We start from the raw sequence: 24,782 nt of genomic DNA, 5'->3' as shown, positions 1-24,782 counted from the left end.
TGGCCGACGGTCTGCACCTGTCCTGGTACCCCGGCTCCGGCGGCGCAGTCCCCTTTGATCGGTGTCCCCTTCCGCGGGCGGGGAACCCGGACCCCGCGGGGCCGGGCGGAAGGGTGTGCCATGAACGGACTGACATCGGTACGGGCCCTGGCGACGCTTCCCGTGGTGACGCTCGGCGGTGATGCCGTGGCACATGTCAAGGACACGCTCTTCGACACGTCGGCCGGGCGGATCGGAAGTTTCACGCTCACCGGCCGGACCCTGCTGTCGGGGCCCCTGCCGCGGGACCTGCCCTGGCCGGCGGTGCACTGTCTGGGCCGGGACGCGGTCATGGTCCGGGACGCGGGGGCGCTGTGCGACCAGCCGCGGTCCGCGGCGCGCCGGGACGCGGTGCGCGGGCGGCTGCTCGGGGCGCGGGTGCTGACCGACGACGGCGAGACGGTGGGCACGGTGCTCGACGTCCTGGTCGAGGGCGGCACCAGCGGCCGGCTCGTCGCGTTCCGTCTCGCCGCGCAGCGCGATCTGGTGCACGGCTCCCGGCACCGGCGGCACCGGGTGTACGTGCCTCGGGGCGAGGCGGTGAGTTTCTCCGGCCGGACCCTGGTGATCCCCGCGCACGCGCGGACATACGTGAGTGACGACCTGCCGGGGTTCACGGCCCGCGTCGCCGCCCGCCACGACCGCGGTGGGGGTGTGGCCCCATGATGCTGTTCTCACGGGTGCGGGGGCTGCCCGTACTGACCCCGGGCGAGGACGCGGACCGGGTGGGCGAGGTGCGGACGCTCCTGGTCGACGGGGCGCCCTGGCGGGTCATCCAGGTCCGGATCGGGCGCGGGCGGCTGCGCAGGGGGGCCGTGGTGGCGTGGAACGCACTGCGCGCGGCCGGCCCGGACATGCTGATCGTGCGCCCGGGCGGCGGCCCGGAGGAGGGGCCGGCCCGGCGCGAGCTGCTGGGGAGCAGGGTGCTCACGGAGTGCGGCGAGGAGCGGGGCACGGTGCTCGACGCCGCGTTCGATCCGGTGACCGGGCGCATCGAGGCCGTGCTGACGACGCGCGGCGAACTGCCGCCCGACCGTCTCCTGGGTCTGGGCGATCACGCCCTGGTGATCCGCTCCGGCGCCGCGCACCACGGGGTGTGAGCGCGACGCGTACGGACCTCCCGGCAGGCAGGGCGGACGGGGGCTGCTTAGCGTGCACACGTGAACGCACGCACCTCCTCCGGCCGCCCTGCCGTCCGGCCCGGCTGGGTCCAGGCCCTGGTCACGGTCCTCGGCGCGGTGGCCGCCATGGCGGTCGTGGCGGCCCTCGGGCTGTGGGCGGCGGGCGCGACGGACCTGCCGGGCGACGCCTTCCCGCAGGTGGTCGCGGCGACGCTGGTGACAGCCGTAGGCGGCACGGTGCGCCTGACGGGGGACGCCGGAGATCTGGTCGGAACCGAGGGCGGACTGGCGGTGATTCCGCTGTCCGTCACGCTCGCCGGGGCGCTGGTCGTCGGCTGGTGCTTCCGCCGTCCGCTGCGTCGCCGGGCGCTCGCCGGAGCGCCCGGGCTGGCCGGGTGGGCGGCGCGGATCGCCGCGCTGTGGCTGGCGGCGCTGCTCGGTCTGGGGCTGGCCGCGCGGCACACCTTCGAGATTCCCCTCGGGGAGGGCCCGCTCGGCGACCTGGGCGAGCTGTTCGGCATCGAGCCGGAGGCCGGCTTCGCCGCGGACGTGCCGCTGACCATGCTGATCGGCCTGGTGTGGCTGGCGGGGGTGCTGCTGGTGACCCTGCTGGTGTCCCGTGGTGTTCCGCTGCCCGTGGGACTGCTGCGGGTCCAGGCGTCGGTGCGTCCCGCGGCGCGGGCGATGGTGGTGCTGTTGCTCGCCTGCGTCGTCATCTGCCTCGTCGTCGCGCTGGTCGTCGCCGCCACCCGGGGCCATCCGGTCGAGACGTTCGCCGTGGTGCTGCTGGGGCTGCCGAACGTGGCCTGGCTCGCGCTGACGGTGGGGCTCGGCGCGACCTGGGACGGCAGGGTGGCGGGGCCCTTCGGGCTGCCCATGCCGCGGGTGCTGGACGAGGTGCTGCGCACGCCGGAGGTGTCCGAGCTGAACCTGGGCACGCTGGTGGAGCACGACGGCGGGCGATGGTGGTGGCTGCTGGTGCTGGCCGCGGTGCTGCTGCTGGCCGTCGCCTTCCTGACGGCGGCCCTCGCCCCCGCGGGCGTCGGGATCCTGCGGCACGCCCTGCACATGGGGGTGGCACTGGCGCTGACGGTGCTGATGATCTGTCTGATGGCCCGGATCTCCGCGCGGCTCGGTCTGTCCGTGCTCGGCATCGGCGACCTGACCGAGGGCATCGCCGGGGAGGTGCTGCTGGACGCGCGGCTGTGGAGCGCTCTGGGCCTGGCCCTGCTGTGGGGGCTGGCCGCCGGGTCCGCGGGAGCGTGGGCGGCACGTGCCGTGCGCCGCGGGAGCGGCGGGGCGGGCGGCTGATCCGGCCGGGGCGGTGCGGTCAGGCGACCGGGACGCCGAGGGCGCGGGCGGCGCGCTGCATCCGCAGGGCGTCCACGGACTCGGCCAGCAGTTCGTACTCGGTGGTGTCGTCGGAGGTGGCGACGCGCACCATCCTTCCGGCGGCGAGTGCCTCGGCGACCTCCTCCTGCCGGTCGAGGTCGGCGCACCAGGCGCGCAGCTCGGCGGGTACGTCGGGCACGCCGTCGGGGACGGGGACGAGCGCGCCCGGCGGTAAGTGCTCGGCGTCGGGCCGCGGGTCGAGCCGCTCGGCGATCCAGGAGGCGCGGTCGCGCAGCCACCACAGGGCGAGCGCGAGGGTGGGCGCCCGGTACGTGCCCAGGGGTACGCCGATACGCCGGCCGTCACAGACCCCGTACGCCGTGACATGGCACAGGAATTCGTCGTGCACGTTCCCTCCCCCGCTGCGTTGCGCGCCGCGCCGGTCCGGGCAGGCCGGCTGCCTGCCCCGGTGGGCTCGCATGCTGTGCGTGAGGGCGCCGTCGCGCGGTGTGAAGCGCTCTCGTTGTCGAGTATGTTCACCGCTGAAACACTGTCACCATGTGTTTCCGGCCAGTCTCCTGGCATATTCACGGGGGTGCCTGGCCGAAACGGCACGGAAGGCGGCCGACGGGGCGCATTGATCTCGGGAGTCGGGCAAACGACTCGGCTCCCGTCGCGGAGCGGAGGGCATCGCGCTCGGCGCCGGGAGCCGGGGATGACCGGCGGAGTACCGCCTACCGCTGCACCGCCGCGTCGATCCGCTTCAGCTCGTCGGCGCCGAAGTCGAGGTTGCGGGTGGCGGCCACGCTGTCCTCGAGCTGCCGCGGGCTGCTGGCGCCGACCAGGGCGGAGGTGAGACGGCCGCCGCGCAGCACCCAGGACAGCGCCATCTGTGCCAGGGTCTGGCCCCGGGAGGCGGCGATCTCGTTGAGCGTGCGCAGCCGGCCCACCAGTTCCCCGGTGACGGCGTCGGTGTTCAGGAAGGGGCTGTCGCTCGCCGCGCGGGAGTCCTCGGGGATGCCGTCGAGGTAGCGGCCGGTGAGCAGGCCCTGCTCCAGCGGGGAGTAGGCGATGGAGCCGACCTGGAGCTCGTCCAGGGCGTCCATCAGGCCCTGGTCCTCCGGGCGGCGGTCGAGCATCGAGTAGCGGGGCTGGTTGATCAGCAGCGGCGTGCCCAGCTCGCCGAGGATCCGGGCGGCCTCGCGGGTCTGCTCGGCGGAGTAGTTGGAGACACCGACGTACAGCGCCTTGCCCTGCTGGACGGCCGTGTGCAGCGCGCCCATCGTCTCCTCCAGGGGAGTCTCCGGGTCGAAGCGGTGCGAGTAGAAGATGTCGACGTGGTCCAGGCCCATCCGGTTCAGGCTCTGGTCCAGCGAGGACAGCAGGTACTTGCGCGAGCCCCATTCGCCGTACGGGCCCGGCCACATCAGATAGCCGGCCTTGGTGGAGATCACGAGCTCGTCGCGGTACCGCGCGAAGTCCGCCCGGAGCGCCGCTCCGAAGGCGGTCTCGGCCGCGCCGGGCGGCGGGCCGTAGTTGTTGGCGAGGTCGAAGTGGGTGATGCCCAGGTCGAAGGCGCGGCGCAGGATGGCGCGCTGGGTCTCCACGGGGCGGTCGGGTCCGAAGTTGTGCCACAGGCCGAGCGAGAGCGCGGGGAGCTTCAGGCCGCTGCGTCCGGTGCGCCGGTAGGGCATGTCCGCGTAACGGTCGGGGTGTGCGGTGTACAACGCGACTCCAGAGGGGTTGGCCACACGTCTTGACGGTTCCGTCGAACCGTCGCTCCACTCTGTCGTGACCTGCGGGCAGTGGTCCAACAGAAGAATGCGATGGGATTCAGCGGATACGCTTCTCAATCATGGAACTGCGCCACCTCCAGCACTTCGTCGCCGTCGCCGAGGACCAGCACTTCACCCGCGCGGCGGAACGGCTGATGGTCTCCCAGTCGGGCCTGTCCGCCTCGATCCGCGCGCTGGAGCGCGAACTGCAGACGCCGCTGTTCGTGCGGACGACGCGCAGGGTGACGCTCACGGAGGCCGGGCGGGCGCTGCTGGCGGAGGCCGAGCGGATCCTGGCACAGGTGCGGGCGGCGCACGAGGCGGTGGCCGCGGTGCAGGGGGTGCTGCGCGGCACGCTGGCGCTGGGCACGGAGCAGTGCATCGCGGGGGTGAACGTGGCGGAACTGCTCGCCGCGTTCCGGCGGCTCCACCCGGATGTGGAGATCCGGCTGCGCCAGTGGGGTTCGGCCGCGCTGGCCGAGGAGGTCGCGGCCGGCCGCCTCGACCTCGCGTTCGCCTACCGGACCGAGACCGACCCCGAGCATCTGCGCTGTGTGCCGCTCACGGGTGAGCCGATGACCGTGCTGTGCCATCCGGACCACCGGCTGGCCCGGGACGGGGTGCCGCTCACGCCGCACGACCTGTCCGACGAGGTCTTCGTGGACTTCCACCCCGACTGGGGCCCGCGCCGCGCCACCGACGCCGCCTTCGCCGCGGCGGGGGTGCGGCGCACGGTGGCGCTGGAGGTGAACGACGTGCACAGCCTGCTCGACCTGGTCGACGAGAACCTGGGCATCGCCGTGGTCCCGCGGCACTTCCGGCACAAGCGCCCGGCGCTCACCGCGCTGGGGCTGAAGGGCACGGGCGAGGCGGCGTACGAGACGGTCGCCCTGGTGCCGTCCCCGCGGGCGACCAGTCCGGCGGCGCGGGCGCTGATGGCCCTGTTGGACGACGGGGGCGCGTGAGGCGCGCGGATGCGCGAGGCTGGACCCATGCATGCCAAGGACATCCTCATCGACGGCTTCGGCCGCATCCGGGAAGAAGTCCACGCCGCCGTCGAGGGCCTCGGTCCCGACGAGCTCGCCGCCCGGCCCGGCCCGGGGGCGAACTCGGTCGCGTGGCTGGTCTGGCACCTCACCCGGGTCCAGGACGACCATGTCGCGGACGCCTTCGGCCTCGACCAGGTGTGGCTCTCCGACGGCTGGGAGAAGCGCTTCGGGCTGGGTCTGCCCCGCCACGACACCGGGTACGGCCACACCTCGGCGAAGGTCGACACGGTGCGGGTCGACTCCGGTGACCTGCTGACCGGCTACCACGACGCGGTGCACGAGCAGACCCTCGGGGCCCTGCGCACGCTGACGGCCAAGGATCTGGAGCGGGTCGTCGACGAGGGCTGGGATCCTCCGGTGACGCTGGGGGTGCGGCTGGTCAGCGTCCTGTCCGACGATCTCCAGCACGTCGGACAGGCGGCCTACGTACGCGGTCTGGTTCAGAGCACCGCGTCGTAGCCGGGCAGCACCACGCCCCGCAGGAGGGCGGTCCGCTCATCGAAGGGCAGGAAGGCGCTCTTCACCGCGTTCACCGTGACGGTGCGCAGATCCTCGACCGTCCAGCCGGCCTGCTCGGCCAGCAGGGACATCTCCCGGGTCATGGTGGTGCCCGAGACGAGACGGTTGTCGGTGTTGAGGGTGACGCGGAAGCCGAGGTTCTTCAGCGCGGTGATCGGGTGGTCGGCGATGGAGGCCGCGGCGCCGGTCTGGAGGTTGGACGTGGGGCACATCTCCAGCGCGATCCGGCGGTCGCGGACCCAGCCGGCCAGCCGCCCCAGCTTGCCCGTCGCGAGATCGGGGATGTCGTCGGTGATGCGCACGCCGTGCCCGATCCGCTGGGCCCCGCACACCTGGAGGGCCTGGTGGATGCTGGGCAGTCCGTGGGCCTCGCCGGCGTGGATGGTGAACGGCACGCTCTCGCGCCGCAGGTGCTCGAAGGCGGCGAGGTGGTCCGCGGGCGGGAAGCCGTCCTCGGCTCCGGCGATGTCGAAACCGACGACTCCGGCGTCCCGGAAGGCGACGGCCAGGTCGGCGGCCTCCCGGACGCGGTCGAACATGCGCATGCCGCAGAGCAGAGTGCCGACCCTCACCGGGGTCCCGGCGGCGGCCGCCCTGGCCATGCCGGCGGCGAGTCCCTCCTGGACGGTCTCCACGACCTCACGCATCGTCAGCCCGCCCCGGGTGTTCAGCTCGGGGGCGTAGCGCACCTCGCCGTAGACGACGCCGTCGGCGGCGAGGTCGAGCACGTACTCCTCGGCGGCGCGCAGCAGCCCCTCGCGGGTCTGCAGCACGGCGAGGGTGTGCTCGAAGGTGGCTATGTAGCGGACCAGGTCCCCGGAGTTGGCGGCCTCGACGTACCAGGCGGCGAGCTCGTCGGGGTCGGTGGTGGGCAGGGCGTGGCCGGCCGACGCCGCGAGCTCCACCACGGTGGCGGGGCGCAGGCCGCCGTCGAGGTGGTCGTGCAGGACGGCCTTGGGGAGGCGGCGGATCAGTTCGGCATCTACACGCGTAGCGTTCATGGCGGGCCTTCCTGGGACGGGCGGTACTCGGGGGCGGCGGGAGAGGTCAGGCGGGCTGGAGCAGGTCCCAGCGATTGCCGTACAGGTCCTGGAAGACGGCGACCGAGCCATAGGGCTCCTGCCGCGGCTCCTCCAGGAAGGTCACGCCGGCGGCGGTCATGCGGGCGTGGTCGCGGGCGAAGTCGTCGGTGTGCAGGAAGAAGCCCACACGCCCGCCGGTCTGGTCCCCGACCCTGGCGCGCTGGGCGCCCCCCTCGGCCCGGGCCGCCCCCGTCCGGCCGGGGCGCGTCCTCGGCGAGCCGGAAGCCGAGGGCCCCGGTGTAGAACCGGATCGCCTCGTCGTAGTCGTCGACGACGAGGGTGACCAGGGGGATGTGTCGCATCGTGACCTCTCGCGCGTACGGTTGACCGGAGAGGTTATACGTAACACTGCCCTGAACGCCAATCCCCTCCCCGGACGGTCGTCACGGGGAGGGGGCCGGACAGGAGAGCCGGCCGGACGGCTACGGATAGGTGTAGGTGTTGAGGTCCGCGACGGCGGCCGCGGGGTTGCCGAGGTCGTAGTGGTCCACGGCGAGGTAGTTCGGCTTCTTGCGGGCGGCCGGCTGGCAGAACCGGCGGGCGCGGTCGCCGAGTTTGGAGTTGTCCGTGCCGGCCGTGGAGGCGATCGCCGTGTCACGGAAGTGGTTCATGACGAACAGGGGCCGGAAGCCCGGTTCGGTGCGGGTCAGCGGGACATTGGTGCCCGCGTCGTACCAGCGGCTGTAGCAGGACCAGTCGGAGGTGCCCAGGCCGGAGCCCATGGACCAGTAGTTCTCGACGGTCCACTCGCTCTGGTACATCACGCCGAAGGTGTCCCGGGTCAGCCCGGCGGCCTCGTCGGCGGCGCGGCCGTGGTCGGAGAAGATCAGCAGCCGCTTGCCCGAGGCGGTCAGCTCGGCCAGCGTGGGCCAGCCGTTCTCGCGCACACCGGCGCGGTCCGGCCGGTACAGCACGTCCGACAGCCCCTGGACGCGGGCGAGTTCGGAGCGCAGGACGCCCGGGTCGACGTAGTCCTCGAGGAAGACGGTGACGACCTGGTCGGGGCGGGCGCGCAGGAAGTCGACGATCCGCTGGACGTCGACCCACAGGGCGACGGGCCTGCGGACGAGGGTGCAGCTGTTGTGGCAGAGGATCGCGCCGTCCGGCGTCTGGTGGATGTCCAGCATGAACCCCCGGACGCCGTCGGCGAGCTGCTGCTGGATGCCGCGGGTCTGGTTGGGGAAGAGGTCGACGAAGGGCGGGGCGAAGCCGCCGTCGACGCCGTTGGCGTAGGCGTTGTGGGCGGTGAGGAAGGTGACCTGGTCCAGGGTGCGCAGGCTCTCGGGCGGCATGGGCCGGGTGACCGGGTCGACCGGGGTGAGGTACCAGGCGGCGAGGTCGCCGGCGCCGGGGCCGACGTCGAGCGGTGCCGGGTGGGTGGCGCCGGAGGGCTTGGGGGCGAGGGTGAGGCGCCGGTCGGTGCCGGGGACGGTGAGCGTGAACCGGTCGGCGCCCGCGGAGGCGATCTCCCAGCGCGCGTCCGGGCCGTCGCAGGGGACGGCCCGGGCGCGGTCGCCCGCGCGTCCGAGGCAGGTGCCGGGGGCGTCGGCGCTCTCCAGGGTGCCGTCGGCGCCCAGCCGCCACTGCTGGCGGTCCTCGTTGCCGCGGGGTCTGTGCTGTTCGATCACTCCCCCGCTGTCGGCGGCGTTGAGCCCGGTCACGGCGCTCTGCACGTAGTACGCGCCGGGCGACGGGACGGCGTCGGCGGACACGGCCGGTGCCGGCGCCAGAACCGTCGCGGCCAGCGCGGCGGCGGCGACGGATGTGCCGAGCAGGGCGTGGGGGGTGCGCATGGCGGATGCCCTTTCGTCCGGGCACGGCCGGGCGCGCGGGTGCGCGCCCGGCCGTACAGGTAGTCATGGGCATGACACCATGAGAGACGTCAGCAGTACAGATTGCCGCCGGGGGACGTTCCGAGGAGCTGGGTGAACTGCTGATACTTGGTCACTCTGCTCTGCACCTGCGCCGGGTTCTTCCCGTCGCACTCCACCCAGCCGTTGATCGCGCGGATCGTGTGGCCGAACCCGGCCTGGTTGACCATGGCGCTGTGCGCGGTCATCGACCCGGGACCCCGCTGGGTGGTCCAGTACCACAGGGCCGTCTTCCAGGCGATGACCGAGTCGTTCTGCACCAGCCAGGGGTTGCGCAGCAGGTCGACGCCGAGCGCGTCGCCCGCCGCCTTGTAGTTGTAGTTCCAGCTCAGCTGGATCGGGCCGCGTCCGTAGTAGGCGGCCTGCCCGGCCGGACACCCGAACGGCTGCCCGTAGTCGCAGTAGGTCGGATAGTTGGCGGTGTTCTGCTCCACGATGTGCACCCCGCCGCCGGTCTCGTGGTGGACGTTGGCGAGGAAGGCGGCGGCCTCCTGCTTCCTGACCGCGTCGCTTCCGGTGGTGGCGAAGCCCGGGAAGGAACTCAGGGCGGAGGTCAGCGCGCTGTAGCTGTAGAACGCGTTCCGGCTTGGGAACATCGTGTTGAACTGCGCCTCGCTCACGACGAAGTTCCCGACGGGAGTTCCGGGGCCGTTGTCGCAGGCGTAGGGCTCCCAGTACCAGGTGCTGATGATCGGGTCGTAGCCCGGGTTGGCGTGCTCGGCGATGTACGCCCGGCCGTCGGTGTAACGCACGATGTCACCGGCGTTGTACCACCGCCCGGCCACCCAGCCGGGGTAGCTGGAGCAGGCGGCGGAGGGGGCGGCGAAGGCGGTGGCGGCGGGGAGGAACACGGGGGCACTGCCGGCGAGGACCAGGGCGGCGGTCACGGCAGCGAAGCGGCGTCTCGACAAGGGATCAACTCCTTTGCGAAACACGGCCGCTCCCATGCGAGGGCATGTCCGAGCGGGCCTCGCCCGCACGCGCCGGCGAGGCCGGTCACGGCAGTGGGGGCGGCCGTGGCGGGGGGTGTGGAGCACACTCAAGCAACTTGGTCTGTACCAGTCAAGGGTTTAGACCAATCTTCGCGACAGAACGGCCGGCCCGATTCCACCCGGAGGCCTACACATAAAGGAGAAATAAGTGCAGAATGAGACTTACGCGGTACTTACCGCGTACCGCAACAGACCAGGTCAGCTTCGCTAGCCGAAGGAGGCGACTCATGGCCAACGTCTCGCACCAGCGCGGTGATCTCTCGAGCCATCCGGACGCACAGGAAATGCGGGCACGGTACGACCGTGTGCTCGGCGGTCGGGATGTGGCCCTCGTGGACGGCCCGGTGTTCCTGCTCGGCCTCTACTGTGCGGTGTCCCCGTGGATTCTCCACTTCACGGCGAGCCAGCCGGCCCTCGTGCCCCACAACCTGATCGTGGGCATCGCGATCGGCCTGCTCGCCCTGGGATTCACCGCGGCCCCGGCCCGCATGTACGGCCTCAGCGGAGCCATGTGCGCCCTGGGCGCATGGATGATCATCTCTCCATGGATCGTCGGCGACGGCCCTGACGCCGGTGTGATCTGGAACAACATCGTCATCGGAGCCCTCACCCTCGCACTCGGCACCGTCTGCCTCGCCACGGCGGCCAGGAGCGGGACCAAGTCGTAGACGAACCGCGAAGGGAGCCGAGCGCGCCGGCCCGCGTCGACCGCGGGCCGGCCCTTTCCTGTCCGGGGGGACTGGGCGTCCGCCGACGGGGCAGACGAACAGCAGCGGGGACACGAGGAAAAGGGGCGAGATGGAGATCGACGGCATCATCAGTGCCATCCTCATCGGCACGGTCATCGGCATTCTGGGCCGGCTCGTGGTCCCTGGCCGTCAGCGCATCGGGGTCCTGTGGACGATCCTCGTCGGCATCGTCGCCGCACTGATCGGCTCGGCGCTCGCCGCGGCCTTCGGGGTGGCCGAAACCCGGGGCGTCGACTGGGCGGAGTGGCTGATCCAGATCGGCCTCGCCGCGCTTGGGGTGGCCGCGCTGGACCGGACGAAGGCCGGCCGCTGACGGCCGGCGCCGACCCGGGTCAGAGCGTGGCCAGCCACTGCTCGTACCAGGTCACCGTCGCGTCCACGGTGTCCTCCAGCGGTGTCGCCGCCGTGCCGAAGGTCCGCTCGAACGCCGAGGAGTCGAAGACCGACGGCTCGAGGTTCTGGTAGAACATCTCGGCGTACTCCGCCATGAACACCTCGTCGAACGCCCCGAAGGCGCGCGACTCCTCGAGGACCACGACGTTCAGCGGACGGCCGACCCGCTTCTCGATCATGGTGTGGATCTCGCGGGTGCTGACGGCGGGCGCGGTCGGCAGGTGCCAGGCCCGCCCGTCGGCCTCGGGGTGCTCGCCGAGCGTGACCAGACCGCCGGCCACGTCCCGGATGTCGGTGTAGCTGTGCGGCAGGTCGATGTTGCCGAGGCCCAGCACCTCGCCGCCGGTGACCGCGCCGGGGAACACCGCTCCGCCGAGGGTGGAGTTGAGCACGCCCGGGCCGACGAAGTCGGCGGAACGGCCGAGGACCACCCGGGCCCGGCCCTCCTGGTGCGCGGCGAGATAGCGCTCGTCCAGGGCGGCCCGCATCCGGCCCTTGCGGGTGGTCGTCCGCCACGGCGAGGCCTCGGTCATCACCTCTCCGCCGGTCTCGCCGTACGGGTAGATGTTGTCCAGGACGACGAGGCGGGCGCCGGACGCCTCGACGGCCCCGAGCACGGTCTGCTGGATCCCGGGCATCACCTCGACCTGCAGGTGATAGGCGACGTTGACGCAGTGGTACACGACGGCCCCGCCCTCGACGGCCGCCCGCGCGCCCTCGGAGGTGCCGACATCGGCGGCGAACCGCTGAACCCCCTCGATCCCGGGCCCGTCCCCCTTGCGGTTGACGAGGCGGACGGCGTGCCCGCGGCGGACGAGCTCGCGGGCCACGTCGGTCCCGGCGGGACCGGATCCGAGCACGACGTGCAGCGGACGGGGGTCGGATGAAGTGGGCGCCATGACGGCCTCCTGGACAGTGCAAACGATCGGATGCTTATTATCCATCACTATTGTTAGAGACTCTAACTCACGGGATGGTCACTAGCAACCGGCGGTCCTCCGCCCGACCTCGCAGCACTGCGGGACAGATCCTCAGGGCGCGGGCGCGGGCGCGTACACGTACGGCGTGGTCGTGGTGAGAGGGACGAAGCCGAGACGCTCGAGGATGGGACGGCTCCGCGCGGAGGCGTCGACCTGGAGGTAGCGGTGACCGCGAGCGGCGGCGATCCGGGCCCGGTGGGCCACCAGGGCCCGGTAGATACCGCGTCCGCGCCAGTCCCGCACGGTGCCGCCGCCCCACAGTCCGGCGAACCGGACCCCCGGCACCAGCTCCATGCGGGCGGCGCTCACCGGCTCCCCGCCGTCCAGTGCGACAACCGCGACGACCGTGTCCGGGGCGGTGGTCAGCCGGTCGAGCAACTGACGGCGGAGCCAGGAGGCGTCGGTTCCGAACGCCTTCGCGTGCACCTCGGCGACCAGGTCGACGCCGGCCCGGTCGGTGACGGGGACGACGCGGACACCCTCGGGCGGCTCGGCCTCGAGGTCGAGGCCGGCCACCTCGCCGATCATCAGCGTCTCGTCCGGCTCGGGCGTGAACCCGGCGGCCACGAGCCGCGGCCCGAGGTCCGCCGGGCGGTCGTGGCCGTACAATTTCCATTCGAACGCACGGCCGAGTCCGGTGAAGTGCGCGATCTGCTCCGCGATCGCCGCGTCCGCGTCCGCCTCGCCCAAAGCGGACCAGACGACGCCGTTCCAGCCGTGCGCGGGGGCCGTCTGACGCACCACCCGGCCCACGCGTTCGACGCGGGCACCGGGCCCGTCGGGGCGCCCGCTCTCACTCATCTCACGGTCGAACAGGGCGAGTACGGCAGCTCGGTCCATGCCACGAGTCGACCAGGGGCCGACGCGGAGGGCAACAGGATTAGGGTGACGGTTGATCACGTCGTCGTGAGGAGGCCGGAGCATGGGCGTGAAGGATGACGAACTGCCCCACCTGCGGCGCTGCGTCGAGCTGGCGGCCGAGGCGCTGGAGGCCGGTGACGAGCCGTTCGGCTCCGTCCTGGCGGACGCCGCGGGCACGGTGCTCGCCGAGGACCGCAACCGGGTGGCGTCCGGGGACCGTACCCGGCATCCGGAGTTCGAGCTGGCGCGCTGGTCGGCGGCGCACATGTCCCCCGCCGACCGGGCCGCGGCCACCGTGTACACCTCGGGGGAGCACTGCCCGATGTGCGCCGCCGCCCACGCCTGGGTGGGCCTCGGACGCATCGTGTACGTCGCCTCCTCCGTGCAGCTGACGGCGTGGCTGTCGGAGCTGGGGGTGCCCGCCCCGCCCGTGCGGACGCTGCCCGTCCGGGAGATCGCGCCAGGCGTGGCCGTGGCCGGACCCGTCCCCCAACTGGCCGAGGAGGTCCGGGAGCTGCACCGGCGCTTCCACCGCGGGCGCGGCTGACCCACGGGGCCGCCGGGTGGTACGGGCGGGGGGACCCGTAGGCCAATCGTTTTTTCGGGGCGGTCAGCCGTCCGTCCGCGGCCGGGCCCGGCGGTACAGGGCCACTCCGCCGAGGAAGAGCGCGGCGCCGGTCGCGAGGACCGGCAGCGTCCGGTCGGCGCCCGTGTCGGCGAGGGCGGCGTGGTCCGGCGCCGGGTCGGGGAGCGTGCGCGGCGGCGTGGACGGCTCGGGCTCCGGTTCCGCCGGGCGGTCGGGGCGCTCGCCGGAGGTGTTCGTGGAGGTGTTGTCCGTCGACGCGTTGCCGGCGCCGGCCACGGTCACGCTGTTCCCGCTGATGTTGACCGGGAGGTCCACGGGCAGTTGCACGCCGTTGCCGGACAGCACGCCCGGGGAGTCCTGCGTCCCGCTCACGGCGTCCGCCCCCGCCGCGGTGCCGGTGTCCGCGGTGTCGGTGTTCACGCCGGCGTTCTCCTCGCGCGTGTCCTCGTTGACACAGGTGTTGCCCGCGGCGGGGTTGAGGAAGCCCGCCGCGTTCACCGTGTTCCCGCACGCGTTCACCGGGAGGTGCACCGGGAGCTGGACGGTGTTGCCGGACACCGCTCCGGGTGAACCGGCCGCGACGCCCTCCGCCCCGGCGTCGGCGTGCGCCGGCATCGCCATGGCCATCGCGCCCGAGGCGGCGGCGACGGCGATCACACCGTTTCGGGTAACCCGTCTCATCGGTTCCCTGCCCTTCCAGACGTGGTCGCGAGCGTTCGCCCGCACCGGGGAGAACGCGGCTGCGGCATCCGGGTTATGGCTCATCCGGATGCCGCAGCCGGTTCACCCCATCGGGGGTCCCGTCACTCGAACCGCGGGCAAAGGCCGTCGAACTCGCGGCCGACGGGCGGCTGCCGCGGGGCCCGCTTATCGTGGGCGAGGGCGCCGGTCGGGGCGTCCTTGGAGGCATCGATGCTGGCCAAGCTGTCCAAGTGGTCCGGGCGAGCCGGGACGAGGAGCTGCGCGACGCGCCCCTCGGTCCGGCGCTGCGCGGCCGCCGGGACGGTGGGCCTGGCCCTGCTGGGCACCGGGCTCACGGCCATCGGCCGCACCGGGCCGGACCTCGGCCGGTTCTACGACCAGGAGATCACCTGGGGAGCCTGCGAGGCCGTGGACCTGCCGAAGGACCTGCAGTGCGGGACGGTCACCGTCCCCCTCGACTACGCGGACCCCGGGGCCGGCACCCTGGAGCTGGCCCTGGCCCGCTACCGGGCCACCGACGGTCCCCGGGGCTCGGTGGTGCTCAACTTCGGCGGCCCGGGCGGTTCGGGGATCCTGGGCCTCGCCCACGGGCGCAAGGACTTCCTGGGCCTGACGGACGATTACGACGTGGTCTCCTTCGACCCGCGCGGCGTCGGCCTCTCCTCACCGGTCAGCTGCGGCACCGACGCCACCAGCCGGGCGCTGGAGGCGACCGACGGGGAGGAGATGGCCGATCCGCGCCAGGTGCTGCGGCAGTTGCGCAAGGTGGCCGCCGAGTGCACCGAGCACTCGGGCCCCGTCCTGGAGCACATCGGCACCGTGGACGTCGCCCGCGACCTCGACGTCCTGCGCCAGGCGCTCGGCGACGAGAAGCTCAACTACCTGGGATTCTCCTACGGCACCCGGCTGGGCGCGGTGTACGCGGCGCGCTTCCCCGGGAAGGTGGGGCGCATGGCGCTGGACGGTGTGGACACCCTGACGGAGCCGCTGGCCGAGCAGGGGCTGGCGAGCGCGCGGGGGCAGCAGACGGCGCTGGAGAACTTCCTCACCTGGTGCACGGGGGAACTCGCCTGTCCGTTCGGGCAGGACGCGCGGGACGCCCGTGCGCAGGTGGTGGAGCTGGTCCACTCGCTCGACGAGAATCCGGTGCCGACCGACTTCGGTTACCAGTTCACCGGTCAGGACCTGGCCGGCGCCATCGCCCAGGGCCTCTACGCCAAGGAGATGTGGCCGCTGCTGCAACGCGCGCTCGCCCAGCTGATGGAGGACGGGGACACCAGCGGCGTGGAGGCGCTGGCGACCGGCGGGGCGGCGCCCGCGCCGGCGCGGGCCGACGACCCCGTCGTCGACCCCGAGGACGTCCCGGTGGACAATCTGCCGGCCGCGCTGATGGCGGTGAACTGCGCGGACGACCCCGACCGCCCGGACGCCGAGCGGCTGACCCGGGACCTGTCCCGGCTGCGGTCCGCGTACGAGGAGGCCTCGCCCGTCTTCGGCCCCTACCGGCTGGCCCAGCTGATGCTCTGCTACGGGCGGCCCAAGGGCACCGACTACATCCGGGAGCAGGTCAAGGACCTGGACACGCCGGAGATCCTGCTGGTCGGCACCCGGGGCGACCCGGCCACGCCGTACCGCTGGACGGTGCAGACCGCCGAACGGCTCGGCTCCGCGGCCGTGGTGCTCGACAACCGGGACGAGGGCCACACCGGCTACGGCTCGTCCGAGTGCGTCCACCGCAAGGTCGACGACTTCCTGCTGTACGGTTCGCTGCCCCCGAGCGGCAGTTCCTGCGGCGCCGAGGACGACGACCGCCTCTGACCGGCTACCCGGACGCCACGAACCCGTACTCCTCGTCCCCGTCCCGGCCGAGCGCCCGGCGCAGCGCCCGAGCCGTCTCCTCCGCGTCCGGCACGGAGACGGCCAGGCGGACGTACGGCACCGGGTGCCACAGGTCCACGAGCACGGTCGGCAGCCCCGCGCGCACGGCCACGAAGTCCCGTCCGGCCGGGTGCTCCCGCTCCCCCACGCAGAACCGGCCGGGCCGGCAGCGTCCGGTGACGGGAGTGCCGCGCAGCGCGCGCCACCAGTCGGGTTCCACGTCCGCCGCCCGCACCTCGGACAGGGGCACGCGCACCGCGCGCCGGCGGGCCAGGAGCGCCTCCCACCACGACAGGCGGACGACGAGGGTCCGCTCCCGCGCCGGCCCTTCCACGTCCAGGTGCGCCATCAGCGGTCACCTCCCCCACCAGCGTGCACCCGCGACCGGCCGGGCCCCACTCGCGGGCCGGGCGCTTTGCCCCAAATGCCGTACCGCGGAATCCGCCCTATGGTGCTGTCATGGAGCACGATCTGAGTCCCGCGGCCCTTGCCGAGCTGCGTCGCCCGCGCCCCTATCCCGCGGTGTCCGTGCTGACGCCGACGCACCGGGGCCAGCCCTTCAACAACGAGGACGGGGTCCGGCTGCGCAACATGGTGGCCGAGGCCAAGAAGCGACTGGAGTCCGATCCCGCGGTCACCCGGGACCGGCGCGTCGACGTGTCCCGGCAGCTCGACCAGGCCCTGGAGGAGGTCGACCTGACGCACACCGAGGACGGTCTGGCCATCTTCGCGGCCCCGGGCGAGCACCAGGTGTGGTCCCTGGCCCGCAGCGTGCCCGAGCGTGTGGTCCTCTCCGACACGTTCCTGACCCGCAATCTCGTCTCCGCCCACACCGCGGAGCGGCCGTTCTGGGTGCTGTCCGTGTCCGCCGACCGGGTCACCCTGTGGAGCGGCGGGGTGGACCGGGTCACCGAGGAGCGTGCCGGTGGCTTCCCGATGGTCCGTGAGGAGCAAAACTTCGACCCGGAGCGGCTGGAGCGGGTCGGCGACCAGCCGAGCAACTTCCGCGACGAGGACACCCGGCGGTTCCTGCGCGAGGCCGACACGGCGATGGCCGCGCTGCTGCGCCGGCACCCGCGCCCGCTGTACGTCACCGGTGAGCCCGCCGCGCTCTCCCTGCTGTGCGAGTCCGGCACGGTGACGAAGGACGCCGTGCACATCCAGCACGGCGGGCTGGCACACGGCACGCACGAGCAGGTGTGGCAGGCGGTGCGGCCGGTGCTCGAGGAGGAGGCGCGCAAGGAGACCCAGGATGTGGCCCGGTCCCTGCAGTCCGCCCGCGGGCGCAAGGAGTTCGCGGCCGGCGTCGACGAGCTGTGGCAGAGCGCCCGGGAGGGGCGGGTCCGGCTGCTGGCCGTCGAGGAGAACTACCAGGTCACGGTGCGGGACGCCGGCGACCATCTGATCATCGCCGAGGACGAGGACCTGGACGCCCGCGAGGACATCGTGGACGAGATCGTCGAGCAGTGCCTGGAGACCGGCGCCGAGGTCCGCTTCGTCCCGGACGGCACGCTCGCGGACGCGGACGGGATGGCGGCGGTGCTGCGCTACTGAGGGCGGCCCCCGGGCACATGACCCGCGAACAAACACCTGAGCGTCGAACATCTGAGTGAGTGACGTCCCGTCCGCCGACGGGACGTCATATCACTTGCGTATCATGGGAGTTGATGCACCGGTCGCGCCTCTGACGTATATCTCCCGGTAACCCCGTGAAGACGGTGGCATATGCCGTAGGCACCGCCTTATCGTGTGTGGCCGAATCCCTTACAGGCCGTCGCGGGCTGTGCGACAGTCGTAGCGGTCCCTCCGTCCGCCTGAAGGCCGTACCGTCCCCGCATCGGAGTGCGTCATGCCGTCCCACCTCTCCGCGGACCGTCCAGCCGCCCAGCCGCCAGGACGCGGCCCGGTCGACGCGCTCATCTCGCAGACCCGGCGGCTCAAGGGCGACGTGGACGCCGTACGCCGCGACACGCCGGACGACGCGGCGGACCCGCGGGAGCGCTGGCGGCGCGCGCTGTACGACCTGGCGCTGCACCACCTCGACGACCTCGACCGCCATCTGGCGGAGCTGCGGGAGGACCCGCCGTCCGCGTCCGCCGGGTCCGGCCCGCACACGGCGGAGCGCGCCCCGCTGCTCAGCCGGGTCGGCAGCGCGGAGTGGAACCTGCTGACGGACGAGGTGAGCTGGTCCGCCGAGCTCTACCGCATCCTGGGCCGAGATCCGGCCGCTCCCCCGCTCACCCTCGACGAACTGCCGTCGCTGGTGCTCGACGAGGACCGGCCCGGACTGACCGCGATGGTCACGGGCTGTCTGGTCGACGCCCGGCCCATCGACGGGGAGTTCCGGGTGCTGGGACCGGACGACGGCGTACGCACCGTGCACATGATGGGCGAACCGGTTCTCGGTGCCGACGGCAGCACCGTCTCGATGTGGGCGGTGCTGCGCGACGTCAGCGAACTGCGCCGCTGCCGGCGGGCGGTGAGCGAGACCCGTGACTCGCTGCACCGCCAGCGGCACGCCGTCGCGCGGACCGAGCACCGGCTCGCGGTCGAGTTGCAGGAAGCCGTGCTGCCACCGTGGCACGGCGCCCTGCGGCTCCCGCACCAGGGGCCCCGCGGCCTGGACGTCGCCGCCGCGCACCTGCCGCCGTCGGTGCACACCCCCGTCGGCGGCGACTGGTACGACGCCCTGGAACTGTCCGACGGCAGCACGCTGCTGAGCGCCGGCGACCTCACCGGCCGCGGGGTCCAGGCGGCGTCCGGCATGGCGATGCTCCTCGGCGCCGTGCGCGGCATGGCCATGACCGGCACCGATCCCGGCCCGCTGCTCGCCTGTCTGAACCGCTTACTGGACGAGACCGTCCAGCCGGTCCTGGGCAGCGCCGTCTGTCTGCGCTACCGGCCCACGACCCGCTCCCTGCTGTGGGCGCAGGCCGGACACCCCGCCCCGCTGCTGTTCCGCGGCGGGACGGGGCGCGCGCTGGACGCACCGCGGGGCGTACTGCTCGGCGCCGCCTCGGGTTCCTCCTACGAACAGGCCGAGGAGACCCTCGAATCCGGCGACCTGGTGCTGCTGCACACCGACGGGCTGGTGCCCGGGCACGCCGGAGCGACCGCGGTCCACCGGCTTCTCGACCTGGCCCCCGGTCTCGCCGGAGCCCGCACCGCGCAGGACTGCGTCCAAGCGGTCGTACGGGAGTTCGGCGAAGGTGAGCGCGAGGAACACGCCTGCGTGCTGGTGGCCCGGGTGGCCTCCTGACCTGACGGCCCCCGCGGAAGCGGGCGGCTCTCACACCTGGGCGCCGGCGCCCTTGCCCCGGGGCCGGGGCAGCGCCAGTTCGATCTCCTCCCTGAGCTCCTGGATCCTCGGGTACGACGCGTACTGGGCGGTGAGCCGGTACATCTCGCGCAGCCGGTCCCAGGTGCGGCGCGAGGAGTTCTGCCCCATGGACACCAGGGCGAGGCGGGCGAACCGGTCCGCCTGCTCGGGATCGTCCGCGATGAAGCACGCCGACGCCATGGACAGGAAGTCGAAGATCTTCGACCGCTGCTGTGCGTCGACCCGCAGCGCCAGCGCCTTGTCCGCGTAGTGCTGGGCGTGCGTGGCCGCGTCCGGCTCGAACTCCGCGAGCGTCCGGTACGCCAGGGCCTGCATGCCGTACAGGTCCGCCTCGTTGAACAGTTGCATCCAGTTCGGCGGGGGCACGTCGCCCTTGTCGGAGACGAACAGGTCCTCGGCCCGGCCCAGGGTGCGGCGCATCGCCTGCCCCTTGCCCATGGACGCCTGCGCCCACGCCTCGATGGTGTGGAACATGGCGCGGGTGCGCGGCAGCACCTCCTCGCCGGAGCCGGACTGGGCGAGCTTCATCAGGTCCATCGCCTCGTCGGGGCGCCCGAGGTGCACCATCTGGCGGGCGGCCCGGGACAGCGCCTCGCCGGCGCGCGGCCGGTCACCGCCCTCCCTGGCCGCGTGGGCGGCGATGACGAAGTACTTCTGGGCCGTGGGTTCCATCCCGACGTCGTGCGACATCCAGCCGGCGAGGACGGCGAGGTTGGCGGCGACGCCCCACAGGCGCCGCTGGAGATGGGGTGGGTGGTGGTAGGCGAGCATGCCGCCCACCTCGTTGAGCTGACCGACCACCGCCTTGCGCTGGAGGCCGCCGCCCCGGGCGGCGTCCCAGGCGCGGAACACCTCCACGGAGCGTTCCAGTTCCTCGATCTCCTGCGACCCGATGGGGGCGGCCTCATACCGGTCGAACCCGGCGGGGTCGGCGCGCAGGGGCTGGTCGAGTCGGGGAGCGTCGGCGGTCAGGGCCGGATCGGTGTGGAGCCAGTCGTGCATGGCGCTGCTGAGTGCGGAGCCCGCGGTGAGCGCGGCACCCGCGCCCACCAAGCCGCGTCGGTTGAGCATGAGGTCCATTCCCGTGAATTCGGTGAGGACCTCGGCTGTCCGCTCGGGCGCCCACGGCACTCCGTCGGGATGTTCCGCACTCCCGGGGCGTGGCCGTTTCCCCGTACGCCCGTGCCGGACCAGACCGAGATCCTCGATGGTCACGACACGGCCGAGACGCTCGGTGAACAGAGCCGCCAGCACCCGCGGCACGGGATCGCGCGGGATCTCTCCCATGTCGATCCACCGCCGCACCCGGGAGGTGTCGGTCGCCAGCTGGGGGTGGCCCATGGCCGCCGCCTGCCGGTTGACCAGCCTCGCGAGTTCGCCCTTGGACCAGCCGGCCAGGCCGAACAGGTCCGCGAGCCGGGTGTTGGGTTGTCCGCTCACGTCAAGCCCCCAGGTTCTCGGCTGAGTTGACAGTAGCCCGGTGCGGGTTGCCGGGCGACTATTCGCCAGGGTTCGCCAGGGTGCGCCAGATGGTGTGCCAGGGGCCATCGGGTGTCGAGTAGGAACGCGCCACCACGACCCCGTCGCCGCAGGGACATTCCCCCAGGGTGCGCCGGGCGGCCGGGCCGGGTGGTGCCTTGACGTCGCAGGCACACGAAGGGATCTGTATCACCCATGTACGCAGCATCGTCCTCCGTGTCCGCCCCGCCCCGGCCGCTGCGTCCGCGTCCGTCGGACAGCGGCCCCTACCTCTCCCCCGCGCGGCCGGCGGCGCCGGTGCTCGGCGCGGGCGGCGCACGGCGCACCGCGGGACCGGGCACCCAGCCGCTGAGCGGGAGGCTCGACCTGTCCGGTCCGCAGGGTGCCCAGCTGCGCACGGCGATCGCCTCCGTGCACCGCATCTGCCCGGAGTTCACCCCGGTCCAGGTGCTGCGCCGCACCGGCCGGTCCGTCCTCCTGGTCGGCACCACCGGCCGCAACACCGCGGTCGCCAAGTGCTTACTGGACCACTCCCCCGCCTGGAGCGAGCGGATCCGGCACGAAATAGCGGCCTACCGCTCGTTCGTCCGGCACCGCCCACCCGTACGGGCGCCCCGGCTGATCGCGGCGGATCCGGACAACTGCACGCTGGTGATCGAGCGGCTGCCGGGCCGGGTCGCGGCGCTGCAACGGCACCCGGCCGAGGCACCTCCGCGGGCGGACATCAGGGCGGCACTCGGCGCGATCTGCCGGCTGAACTCCTGGCGGCCGCCGGCCGGGACGTTCGACGCGCCCCTGGACTACGCGGCCCGTATCTCCCGGTACCACGAGCTGGGCCTGCTCACCGACCGTGACCTGGGCGATCTGCAGAAGCTGCTGCACGGGATCGCGCTGGCGACCGGGCGGCAGGGCATGGGCCAGTTCTGCCACGGTGACGCGCTGCTGTCGAACATCCTGATCTCTCCGACCGGTCCGGTGCTGGTGGACTGGGAGCACGCGGGCTGGTACCTGCCGGGCTACGACCTGGCGACGCTGTGGTCGGTGCTCGGGGACGCGCCGGTGGCCCGGCGTCAGATCAGCCAGATCGCCCAGTCGTCGGGTCCCGCGTCGCGGGACGCGTTCCTGGTGAACCTGATGCTGGTGCTGACGCGGGAGATCCGCACGTGCGAGACGGCGGTGCAGCGCTCGATGCACGAGGCGGTGCCGGTGCCGACGGGGCATCCGGGGGCGGTGCCGTCCGGCGAGGAGCAGCGGCTGCTGCTGCGGCGGCTGCACGACGACTGTCAGCTCGCCCGCCGGGCGGTCCGCGCGGCGGTGGGTACGCGCTGAGGATCGGTGCGGGCGAGAGTGGGTAGCCCCCCACTCTCTGCTTCGCGCGAGCGGGGCCTCATCGCCGCCACGACCACCCCCGCACCCCGATTGACGAGGGAATTGCGGCCTTCCTGGGCATGATTGACGGATTATCAGCCGACCGGTAGCACTGACACGCACCGCTCGGTCCGTCACGTCCCGCCCGTCCCAGGAGGCTGCCTTGCCAAGACCCCCCACCCGCGGCGCCCTGTGCACCCTCGCAGTGGCCGCCCTGACGCTGCCGCTGCTGGGCGCCGCACCCACTCCGGCCCAGCCGCCCACCGCCCGGCTGCAACAGGCCTTCGCCGCCGCGTCCACCGCGTACGACGTGCCGCAGAGCGTGCTGCTCGGCGTCTCCTATCTGCAGTCCCGCTGGGACGCGCACGGCGGCGCCGCGAGCGTGACCGGCGGCTACGGGCCGATGCACCTCACGGACGCGCGGGCCGCGCTCGCCGCGACCGAGCACCACGGCGAGGGCGCGGAGGACCCCCGAGGCGACGACGCCCGTCCGCCGCTGCGCCCCGGGGCGCGCACGCCGGAGACCGCCGAGCTGCCGGACCGGCTCACCACCCTGACGGAGGCGGCGCGGCTGACCGGGATCAGCCCCGAGCGGCTGCGCGAGGACCCGGCCGCGAACGTCGCGGGCGGTGCCGCGCTGCTGGCCGAGGCGCAGCGGCGGCTGGGCGAACCGACGAGCCAGGACCCCGCGGACTGGTACGCGGCGGTGGCGCTGTTCTCCGGCGCGGACGACACCGCGTCGGCGACGGCGTACGCCGACGACGTGTACGAGGTGATCCGCGCCGGTGAACGGCGGGTCACGGACGCCGGGCAGCAGGTCGCCCTGACCGCCCGTCCCGGTCTCGCTCCGGACACCTCCGCGCTGCGCCGCGCCGGACTGCGCCCCTCCTCCGCCGCCGGGACGGAGTGCCCGAGGACGGTGTCCTGCGAGTGGATCCCGGCGCCGTACGAGGAGTTCGGGGACGGTGACTACGGCAACCACGACCGGGGGAACCGGCCCGCCTCGCAGGACATCCGGTACATCGTCGTCCATGACACGGAGGGCGCCTGGGAGGGCGTCCTGAACATGGTGCAGGACCCCACCTATGTGTCCTGGCAGTACAGTCTGCGCTCCACGGACGGCCACATCGCCCAGCACGTGAAGGCGAAGGACGTGGCCTGGCACGCCGGCAACTGGTACGTCAACGCGGGGTCGATCGGCCTGGAGCACGAGGGCTTCCTGGCGGAGCCGGACGCCTGGTACACGGAGGCGATGTACCGGTCGTCGGCGCGGCTGGTGAAGTACCTCGCCAAGAAGTACGACATTCCGCTGGACCGGCAGCACATCCTCGGCCATGACACCGTGCCCGGGCCGACCACGGCGTACGTCCCCGGCATGCACACCGACCCGGGCCCCTACTGGGACTGGCGGCACTACTTCGAGCTGCTCGGCCGCCCCCTCGAAGCGACGGCAGGACCGCACTCCGGTGTGGTGACGATCCGGCCCGACTACGCGGCCAACCGGCCGGTCTTCACCGGCTGCGAGCGGGCGGGCGAGCCCTGCGCGACCCACGGGTCCAGCGCCGTGCGGCTGTACTCCGACCACGACGAGAGCTCCCCGCTGGTCCGGGACATCGGCCTCGGCCAGGCCCCGACCACCGGGGTGAACGACCTGTCCTCGCGGGTCTCCACGGGCCAGAGCTACGCGGTCGCCGACCGGTGGGGCGACTGGACCGCCATCTGGTACCTCGGCCAGAAGGCCTGGTTCAAGAACCCGAAGAAGCACCCGGCCGCCGTGCCCGTGAAGGGCAGGGTCGTGACCCCGCGCAAGGGCCTTGACTCCGTGCCGGTCTACGGCAGGGCGTACCCGGAGGCGGAGGCCTACCCGGAGGGCGTGCCGGTGCAGGCGGTGTCGCCGCTGCCGTACACGGTGCTCGCGGGGCAGAAGTACGTGACCGGCGGGAAGGTCCCCGGCGAGTACTACTACGCGGTGACCTTCGACGAGGCCTCGCACCGGGTGGTGCGGGGCAAGGACCTGTACTACGAGATCCAGTTCGGTCACCGGGTCGGGTTCGTGCGGGCGGCGGACGTGACGGTGAAGTCGTCGTAGCGGCGCCGTGAGCGAGGTGCGGGGCCGGGTTCCTTCGGGACCCGGCCCCCTCAGTGTCAGCCCTGCTGGAACAGTTCCGCGGGCAGCGGCTTGAGCAGGGCGTACAGGTCGTCGGTGATGGGGCGGTCCCAGGCGGCGATGGTCACCAGGACGTTGTCACTGCGGTCGAACTGCACGCAGGAGATCCGGCCCTCGGACAGCTTGACGCGCCGCACGATCAGCAGGTTGTCGCCCTGCATCACCGGCACGTCCTCGGTGCCGACGACCGTCACCTCCTCGTCGTTCTCCAGCGCCAGCAGCAGCTGTCCGACCTCGAAGGGGACCTCGTCCTCGGCGACGTCGCGGGCCGGGGAGCCCTCGGGCAGATTGCCGATGATCATCGCCGGGCCGCGTCCGCCGAACAGGTCGTACCGCAGGAACACACCCTGGCAGCTGCCGTCGGGGGCGGGCAGCAGCCCGGCGCCCAGGTTCCCGGGCCAGTCGCCCGGGTCCATGGCCAATACGTCGAAGTCGGGCCCGGCGGGGGTGGCACTGCGGCGGCGGAGGAACGACATGCGGCCATGGTACGTGCCCGCAA

Annotated in this window: 24 protein-coding genes and 1 pseudogene; 13 read left to right on the top strand and 12 right to left on the bottom strand. The window is 72.9% G+C overall.

All coding sequences use genetic code 11. The features are described 5' to 3' along the window. Positions 1 to 120 precede the first annotated feature (120 nt). Genes AC5L3C_RS34440 through AC5L3C_RS34430 form a run of 3 tightly spaced genes read left to right on the top strand, consistent with a single transcriptional unit; the run spans position 121 to position 2,471 of the window. Positions 121 to 705 (top strand): PRC-barrel domain-containing protein, encoded by a 585-nt coding sequence (locus AC5L3C_RS34440; protein ID WP_493653015.1) that lies wholly within the window; start codon positions 121 to 123, stop codon positions 703 to 705. Further along, positions 702 to 1,139: a PRC-barrel domain-containing protein gene (locus tag AC5L3C_RS34435; RefSeq protein WP_493653014.1), complete on the top strand. Its 438-nt coding sequence runs from the start codon at positions 702 to 704 to the stop codon at positions 1,137 to 1,139. Before AC5L3C_RS34440 ends, AC5L3C_RS34435 begins: the two co-directional genes overlap by 4 nt. A gap of 60 nt (positions 1,140 to 1,199) precedes the next feature. Then, positions 1,200 to 2,471, top strand: coding sequence for a streptophobe family protein (locus AC5L3C_RS34430; protein ID WP_493653013.1), 1,272 nt, complete (start codon positions 1,200 to 1,202; stop codon positions 2,469 to 2,471). A gap of 19 nt (positions 2,472 to 2,490) precedes the next feature. Here AC5L3C_RS34430 and AC5L3C_RS34425 read toward each other — a convergent pair whose 3' ends face one another. Together AC5L3C_RS34425 and mgrA are read right to left on the bottom strand one after the other, a co-directional pair. Then, positions 2,491 to 2,901 carry a hypothetical protein gene (locus AC5L3C_RS34425; RefSeq protein WP_493653012.1) on the bottom strand — a complete coding sequence of 137 codons (411 nt, stop codon included), beginning with the start codon at positions 2,899 to 2,901 and terminating at the stop codon, positions 2,491 to 2,493. Positions 2,902 to 3,226: 325 nt separating this feature from the next. Further along, positions 3,227 to 4,219 (bottom strand): L-glyceraldehyde 3-phosphate reductase, encoded by a 993-nt coding sequence (mgrA, locus tag AC5L3C_RS34420; RefSeq protein ID WP_493653011.1) that lies wholly within the window; start codon positions 4,217 to 4,219, stop codon positions 3,227 to 3,229. A 128-nt stretch (positions 4,220 to 4,347) separates the two neighbouring features. Between mgrA and AC5L3C_RS34415 the strand changes: the two genes are divergently transcribed. Both AC5L3C_RS34415 and AC5L3C_RS34410 read left to right on the top strand, forming a co-directional pair. After that, the gene (locus tag AC5L3C_RS34415; protein WP_493653010.1) at positions 4,348 to 5,232 is read left to right on the top strand and encodes a LysR family transcriptional regulator; all 885 of its coding nucleotides are present in this window, start codon (positions 4,348 to 4,350) and stop codon (positions 5,230 to 5,232) included. Between the two features lie 27 nt (positions 5,233 to 5,259). Further along, positions 5,260 to 5,775, top strand: a complete 516-nt coding sequence (locus AC5L3C_RS34410; protein ID WP_493653009.1) for a mycothiol transferase — start codon at positions 5,260 to 5,262, stop codon at positions 5,773 to 5,775. Here the strand turns inward: AC5L3C_RS34410 and AC5L3C_RS34405 are convergent. The 4 genes and pseudogenes from AC5L3C_RS34405 to AC5L3C_RS34390 all read right to left on the bottom strand — a co-directional run bounded on the left by AC5L3C_RS34405 (position 5,757) and on the right by AC5L3C_RS34390 (position 9,699). Beyond that, the gene (locus AC5L3C_RS34405; protein WP_493653008.1) at positions 5,757 to 6,836 is read right to left on the bottom strand and encodes an adenosine deaminase; all 1,080 of its coding nucleotides are present in this window, start codon (positions 6,834 to 6,836) and stop codon (positions 5,757 to 5,759) included. The two genes, AC5L3C_RS34410 and AC5L3C_RS34405, sit on opposite strands and share 19 nt — an antisense overlap. 46 nt (positions 6,837 to 6,882) lie before the next feature. After that, a pseudogene (locus AC5L3C_RS34400) lies at positions 6,883 to 7,219 on the bottom strand (VOC family protein). A 120-nt stretch (positions 7,220 to 7,339) separates the two neighbouring features. Continuing rightward, positions 7,340 to 8,710 (bottom strand): phosphoinositide-specific phospholipase C-related protein, encoded by a 1,371-nt coding sequence (locus AC5L3C_RS34395; protein WP_493653007.1) that lies wholly within the window; start codon positions 8,708 to 8,710, stop codon positions 7,340 to 7,342. A gap of 89 nt (positions 8,711 to 8,799) precedes the next feature. After that, positions 8,800 to 9,699, bottom strand: a complete 900-nt coding sequence (locus AC5L3C_RS34390; protein WP_493653006.1) for a glycoside hydrolase family 19 protein — start codon at positions 9,697 to 9,699, stop codon at positions 8,800 to 8,802. A 308-nt stretch (positions 9,700 to 10,007) separates the two neighbouring features. Here AC5L3C_RS34390 and AC5L3C_RS34385 point away from each other — a divergent pair, with 308 nt between their 5' ends. Together AC5L3C_RS34385 and AC5L3C_RS34380 are read left to right on the top strand one after the other, a co-directional pair. Beyond that, entirely contained in the window at positions 10,008 to 10,448 is a 441-nt protein-coding gene (locus AC5L3C_RS34385) for an SPW repeat protein (RefSeq protein ID WP_493653005.1), read from the top strand. Positions 10,449 to 10,578: 130 nt separating this feature from the next. Beyond that, entirely contained in the window at positions 10,579 to 10,842 is a 264-nt protein-coding gene (locus AC5L3C_RS34380) for a GlsB/YeaQ/YmgE family stress response membrane protein (RefSeq protein ID WP_493653004.1), read from the top strand. Between the two features lie 19 nt (positions 10,843 to 10,861). Here the strand turns inward: AC5L3C_RS34380 and AC5L3C_RS34375 are convergent, their stop codons facing one another. Continuing rightward, positions 10,862 to 11,821 (bottom strand): NAD-dependent epimerase/dehydratase family protein, encoded by a 960-nt coding sequence (locus tag AC5L3C_RS34375; protein WP_493653003.1) that lies wholly within the window; start codon positions 11,819 to 11,821, stop codon positions 10,862 to 10,864. 132 nt (positions 11,822 to 11,953) lie between these two features. Further along, the gene (locus AC5L3C_RS34370) at positions 11,954 to 12,742 is read right to left on the bottom strand and encodes a GNAT family N-acetyltransferase (protein WP_493653002.1); all 789 of its coding nucleotides are present in this window, start codon (positions 12,740 to 12,742) and stop codon (positions 11,954 to 11,956) included. A gap of 82 nt (positions 12,743 to 12,824) precedes the next feature. Between AC5L3C_RS34370 and AC5L3C_RS34365 the strand changes: the two genes are divergently transcribed. Continuing rightward, positions 12,825 to 13,310 carry a nucleoside deaminase gene (locus AC5L3C_RS34365; RefSeq protein WP_493653001.1) on the top strand — a complete coding sequence of 162 codons (486 nt, stop codon included), beginning with the start codon at positions 12,825 to 12,827 and terminating at the stop codon, positions 13,308 to 13,310. Positions 13,311 to 13,373: 63 nt separating this feature from the next. Here the strand turns inward: AC5L3C_RS34365 and AC5L3C_RS34360 are convergent, their stop codons facing one another. Beyond that, entirely contained in the window at positions 13,374 to 14,006 is a 633-nt protein-coding gene (locus AC5L3C_RS34360) for a chaplin (protein ID WP_493653000.1), read from the bottom strand. Between the two features lie 255 nt (positions 14,007 to 14,261). Here AC5L3C_RS34360 and AC5L3C_RS34355 point away from each other — a divergent pair, with 255 nt between their 5' ends. Then, on the top strand, positions 14,262 to 15,869 hold the full coding sequence (locus tag AC5L3C_RS34355) for an alpha/beta fold hydrolase (protein WP_493652999.1): 1,608 nt from the start codon (positions 14,262 to 14,264) through the stop codon (positions 15,867 to 15,869). 4 nt (positions 15,870 to 15,873) lie between these two features. Here AC5L3C_RS34355 and AC5L3C_RS34350 read toward each other — a convergent pair whose 3' ends face one another. Further along, positions 15,874 to 16,278 (bottom strand): hypothetical protein, encoded by a 405-nt coding sequence (locus tag AC5L3C_RS34350; protein ID WP_493652998.1) that lies wholly within the window; start codon positions 16,276 to 16,278, stop codon positions 15,874 to 15,876. A 110-nt stretch (positions 16,279 to 16,388) separates the two neighbouring features. Here AC5L3C_RS34350 and AC5L3C_RS34345 point away from each other — a divergent pair, with 110 nt between their 5' ends. After that, positions 16,389 to 17,483 (top strand): baeRF3 domain-containing protein, encoded by a 1,095-nt coding sequence (locus tag AC5L3C_RS34345; RefSeq protein WP_493652997.1) that lies wholly within the window; start codon positions 16,389 to 16,391, stop codon positions 17,481 to 17,483. 295 nt (positions 17,484 to 17,778) lie between these two features. Continuing rightward, on the top strand, positions 17,779 to 19,188 hold the full coding sequence (locus AC5L3C_RS34340; RefSeq protein WP_493652996.1) for a PP2C family protein-serine/threonine phosphatase: 1,410 nt from the start codon (positions 17,779 to 17,781) through the stop codon (positions 19,186 to 19,188). A 30-nt stretch (positions 19,189 to 19,218) separates the two neighbouring features. On the opposite strand, the gene AC5L3C_RS34335 is transcribed toward AC5L3C_RS34340, so the two are convergent. Then, positions 19,219 to 20,709 carry a DNA-binding protein NsdB gene (locus AC5L3C_RS34335; RefSeq protein ID WP_493652995.1) on the bottom strand — a complete coding sequence of 497 codons (1,491 nt, stop codon included), beginning with the start codon at positions 20,707 to 20,709 and terminating at the stop codon, positions 19,219 to 19,221. 234 nt (positions 20,710 to 20,943) lie between these two features. On the opposite strand from AC5L3C_RS34335, the gene AC5L3C_RS34330 reads away from it, so the two are divergent. Continuing rightward, entirely contained in the window at positions 20,944 to 22,077 is a 1,134-nt protein-coding gene (locus AC5L3C_RS34330) for an aminoglycoside phosphotransferase family protein (RefSeq protein ID WP_493652994.1), read from the top strand. Between the two features lie 202 nt (positions 22,078 to 22,279). Next, positions 22,280 to 24,205 carry an N-acetylmuramoyl-L-alanine amidase gene (locus AC5L3C_RS34325; protein WP_493652993.1) on the top strand — a complete coding sequence of 642 codons (1,926 nt, stop codon included), beginning with the start codon at positions 22,280 to 22,282 and terminating at the stop codon, positions 24,203 to 24,205. 56 nt (positions 24,206 to 24,261) lie between these two features. On the opposite strand, the gene AC5L3C_RS34320 is transcribed toward AC5L3C_RS34325, so the two are convergent. Further along, the gene (locus AC5L3C_RS34320) at positions 24,262 to 24,759 is read right to left on the bottom strand and encodes a hypothetical protein (protein WP_125509172.1); all 498 of its coding nucleotides are present in this window, start codon (positions 24,757 to 24,759) and stop codon (positions 24,262 to 24,264) included. Positions 24,760 to 24,782: the final 23 nt, after the last annotated feature.

The organism is Streptomyces speibonae, assembly GCF_984686075.1.
This window is presented reverse-complemented; position numbering and strand designations above follow the sequence as displayed.

Excerpts from the sequence above, each read along its gene's own strand:
- AC5L3C_RS34440 (WP_493653015.1), top strand. The coding sequence starts at position 121 with ATGAACGGACTGACATCGGTACGGGCCCTGGCGACGCTTCCCGTGGTG.
- AC5L3C_RS34435 (WP_493653014.1), top strand. The coding sequence starts at position 702 with ATGATGCTGTTCTCACGGGTGCGGGGGCTGCCCGTACTGACCCCGGGC.
- AC5L3C_RS34415 (WP_493653010.1), top strand. The coding sequence starts at position 4,348 with ATGGAACTGCGCCACCTCCAGCACTTCGTCGCCGTCGCCGAGGACCAG.
- AC5L3C_RS34410 (WP_493653009.1), top strand. The coding sequence starts at position 5,260 with ATGCATGCCAAGGACATCCTCATCGACGGCTTCGGCCGCATCCGGGAA.
- AC5L3C_RS34405 (WP_493653008.1), bottom strand. The coding sequence starts at position 6,836 with ATGAACGCTACGCGTGTAGATGCCGAACTGATCCGCCGCCTCCCCAAG.
- AC5L3C_RS34395 (WP_493653007.1), bottom strand. The coding sequence starts at position 8,710 with ATGCGCACCCCCCACGCCCTGCTCGGCACATCCGTCGCCGCCGCCGCG.
- AC5L3C_RS34385 (WP_493653005.1), top strand. The coding sequence starts at position 10,008 with ATGGCCAACGTCTCGCACCAGCGCGGTGATCTCTCGAGCCATCCGGAC.
- AC5L3C_RS34380 (WP_493653004.1), top strand. The coding sequence starts at position 10,579 with ATGGAGATCGACGGCATCATCAGTGCCATCCTCATCGGCACGGTCATC.
- AC5L3C_RS34375 (WP_493653003.1), bottom strand. The coding sequence starts at position 11,821 with ATGGCGCCCACTTCATCCGACCCCCGTCCGCTGCACGTCGTGCTCGGA.
- AC5L3C_RS34370 (WP_493653002.1), bottom strand. The coding sequence starts at position 12,742 with ATGGACCGAGCTGCCGTACTCGCCCTGTTCGACCGTGAGATGAGTGAG.
- AC5L3C_RS34365 (WP_493653001.1), top strand. The coding sequence starts at position 12,825 with ATGGGCGTGAAGGATGACGAACTGCCCCACCTGCGGCGCTGCGTCGAG.
- AC5L3C_RS34355 (WP_493652999.1), top strand. The coding sequence starts at position 14,262 with ATGCTGGCCAAGCTGTCCAAGTGGTCCGGGCGAGCCGGGACGAGGAGC.
- AC5L3C_RS34350 (WP_493652998.1), bottom strand. The coding sequence starts at position 16,278 with ATGGCGCACCTGGACGTGGAAGGGCCGGCGCGGGAGCGGACCCTCGTC.
- AC5L3C_RS34345 (WP_493652997.1), top strand. The coding sequence starts at position 16,389 with ATGGAGCACGATCTGAGTCCCGCGGCCCTTGCCGAGCTGCGTCGCCCG.
- AC5L3C_RS34340 (WP_493652996.1), top strand. The coding sequence starts at position 17,779 with ATGCCGTCCCACCTCTCCGCGGACCGTCCAGCCGCCCAGCCGCCAGGA.
- AC5L3C_RS34330 (WP_493652994.1), top strand. The coding sequence starts at position 20,944 with ATGTACGCAGCATCGTCCTCCGTGTCCGCCCCGCCCCGGCCGCTGCGT.
- AC5L3C_RS34320 (WP_125509172.1), bottom strand. The coding sequence starts at position 24,759 with ATGTCGTTCCTCCGCCGCCGCAGTGCCACCCCCGCCGGGCCCGACTTC.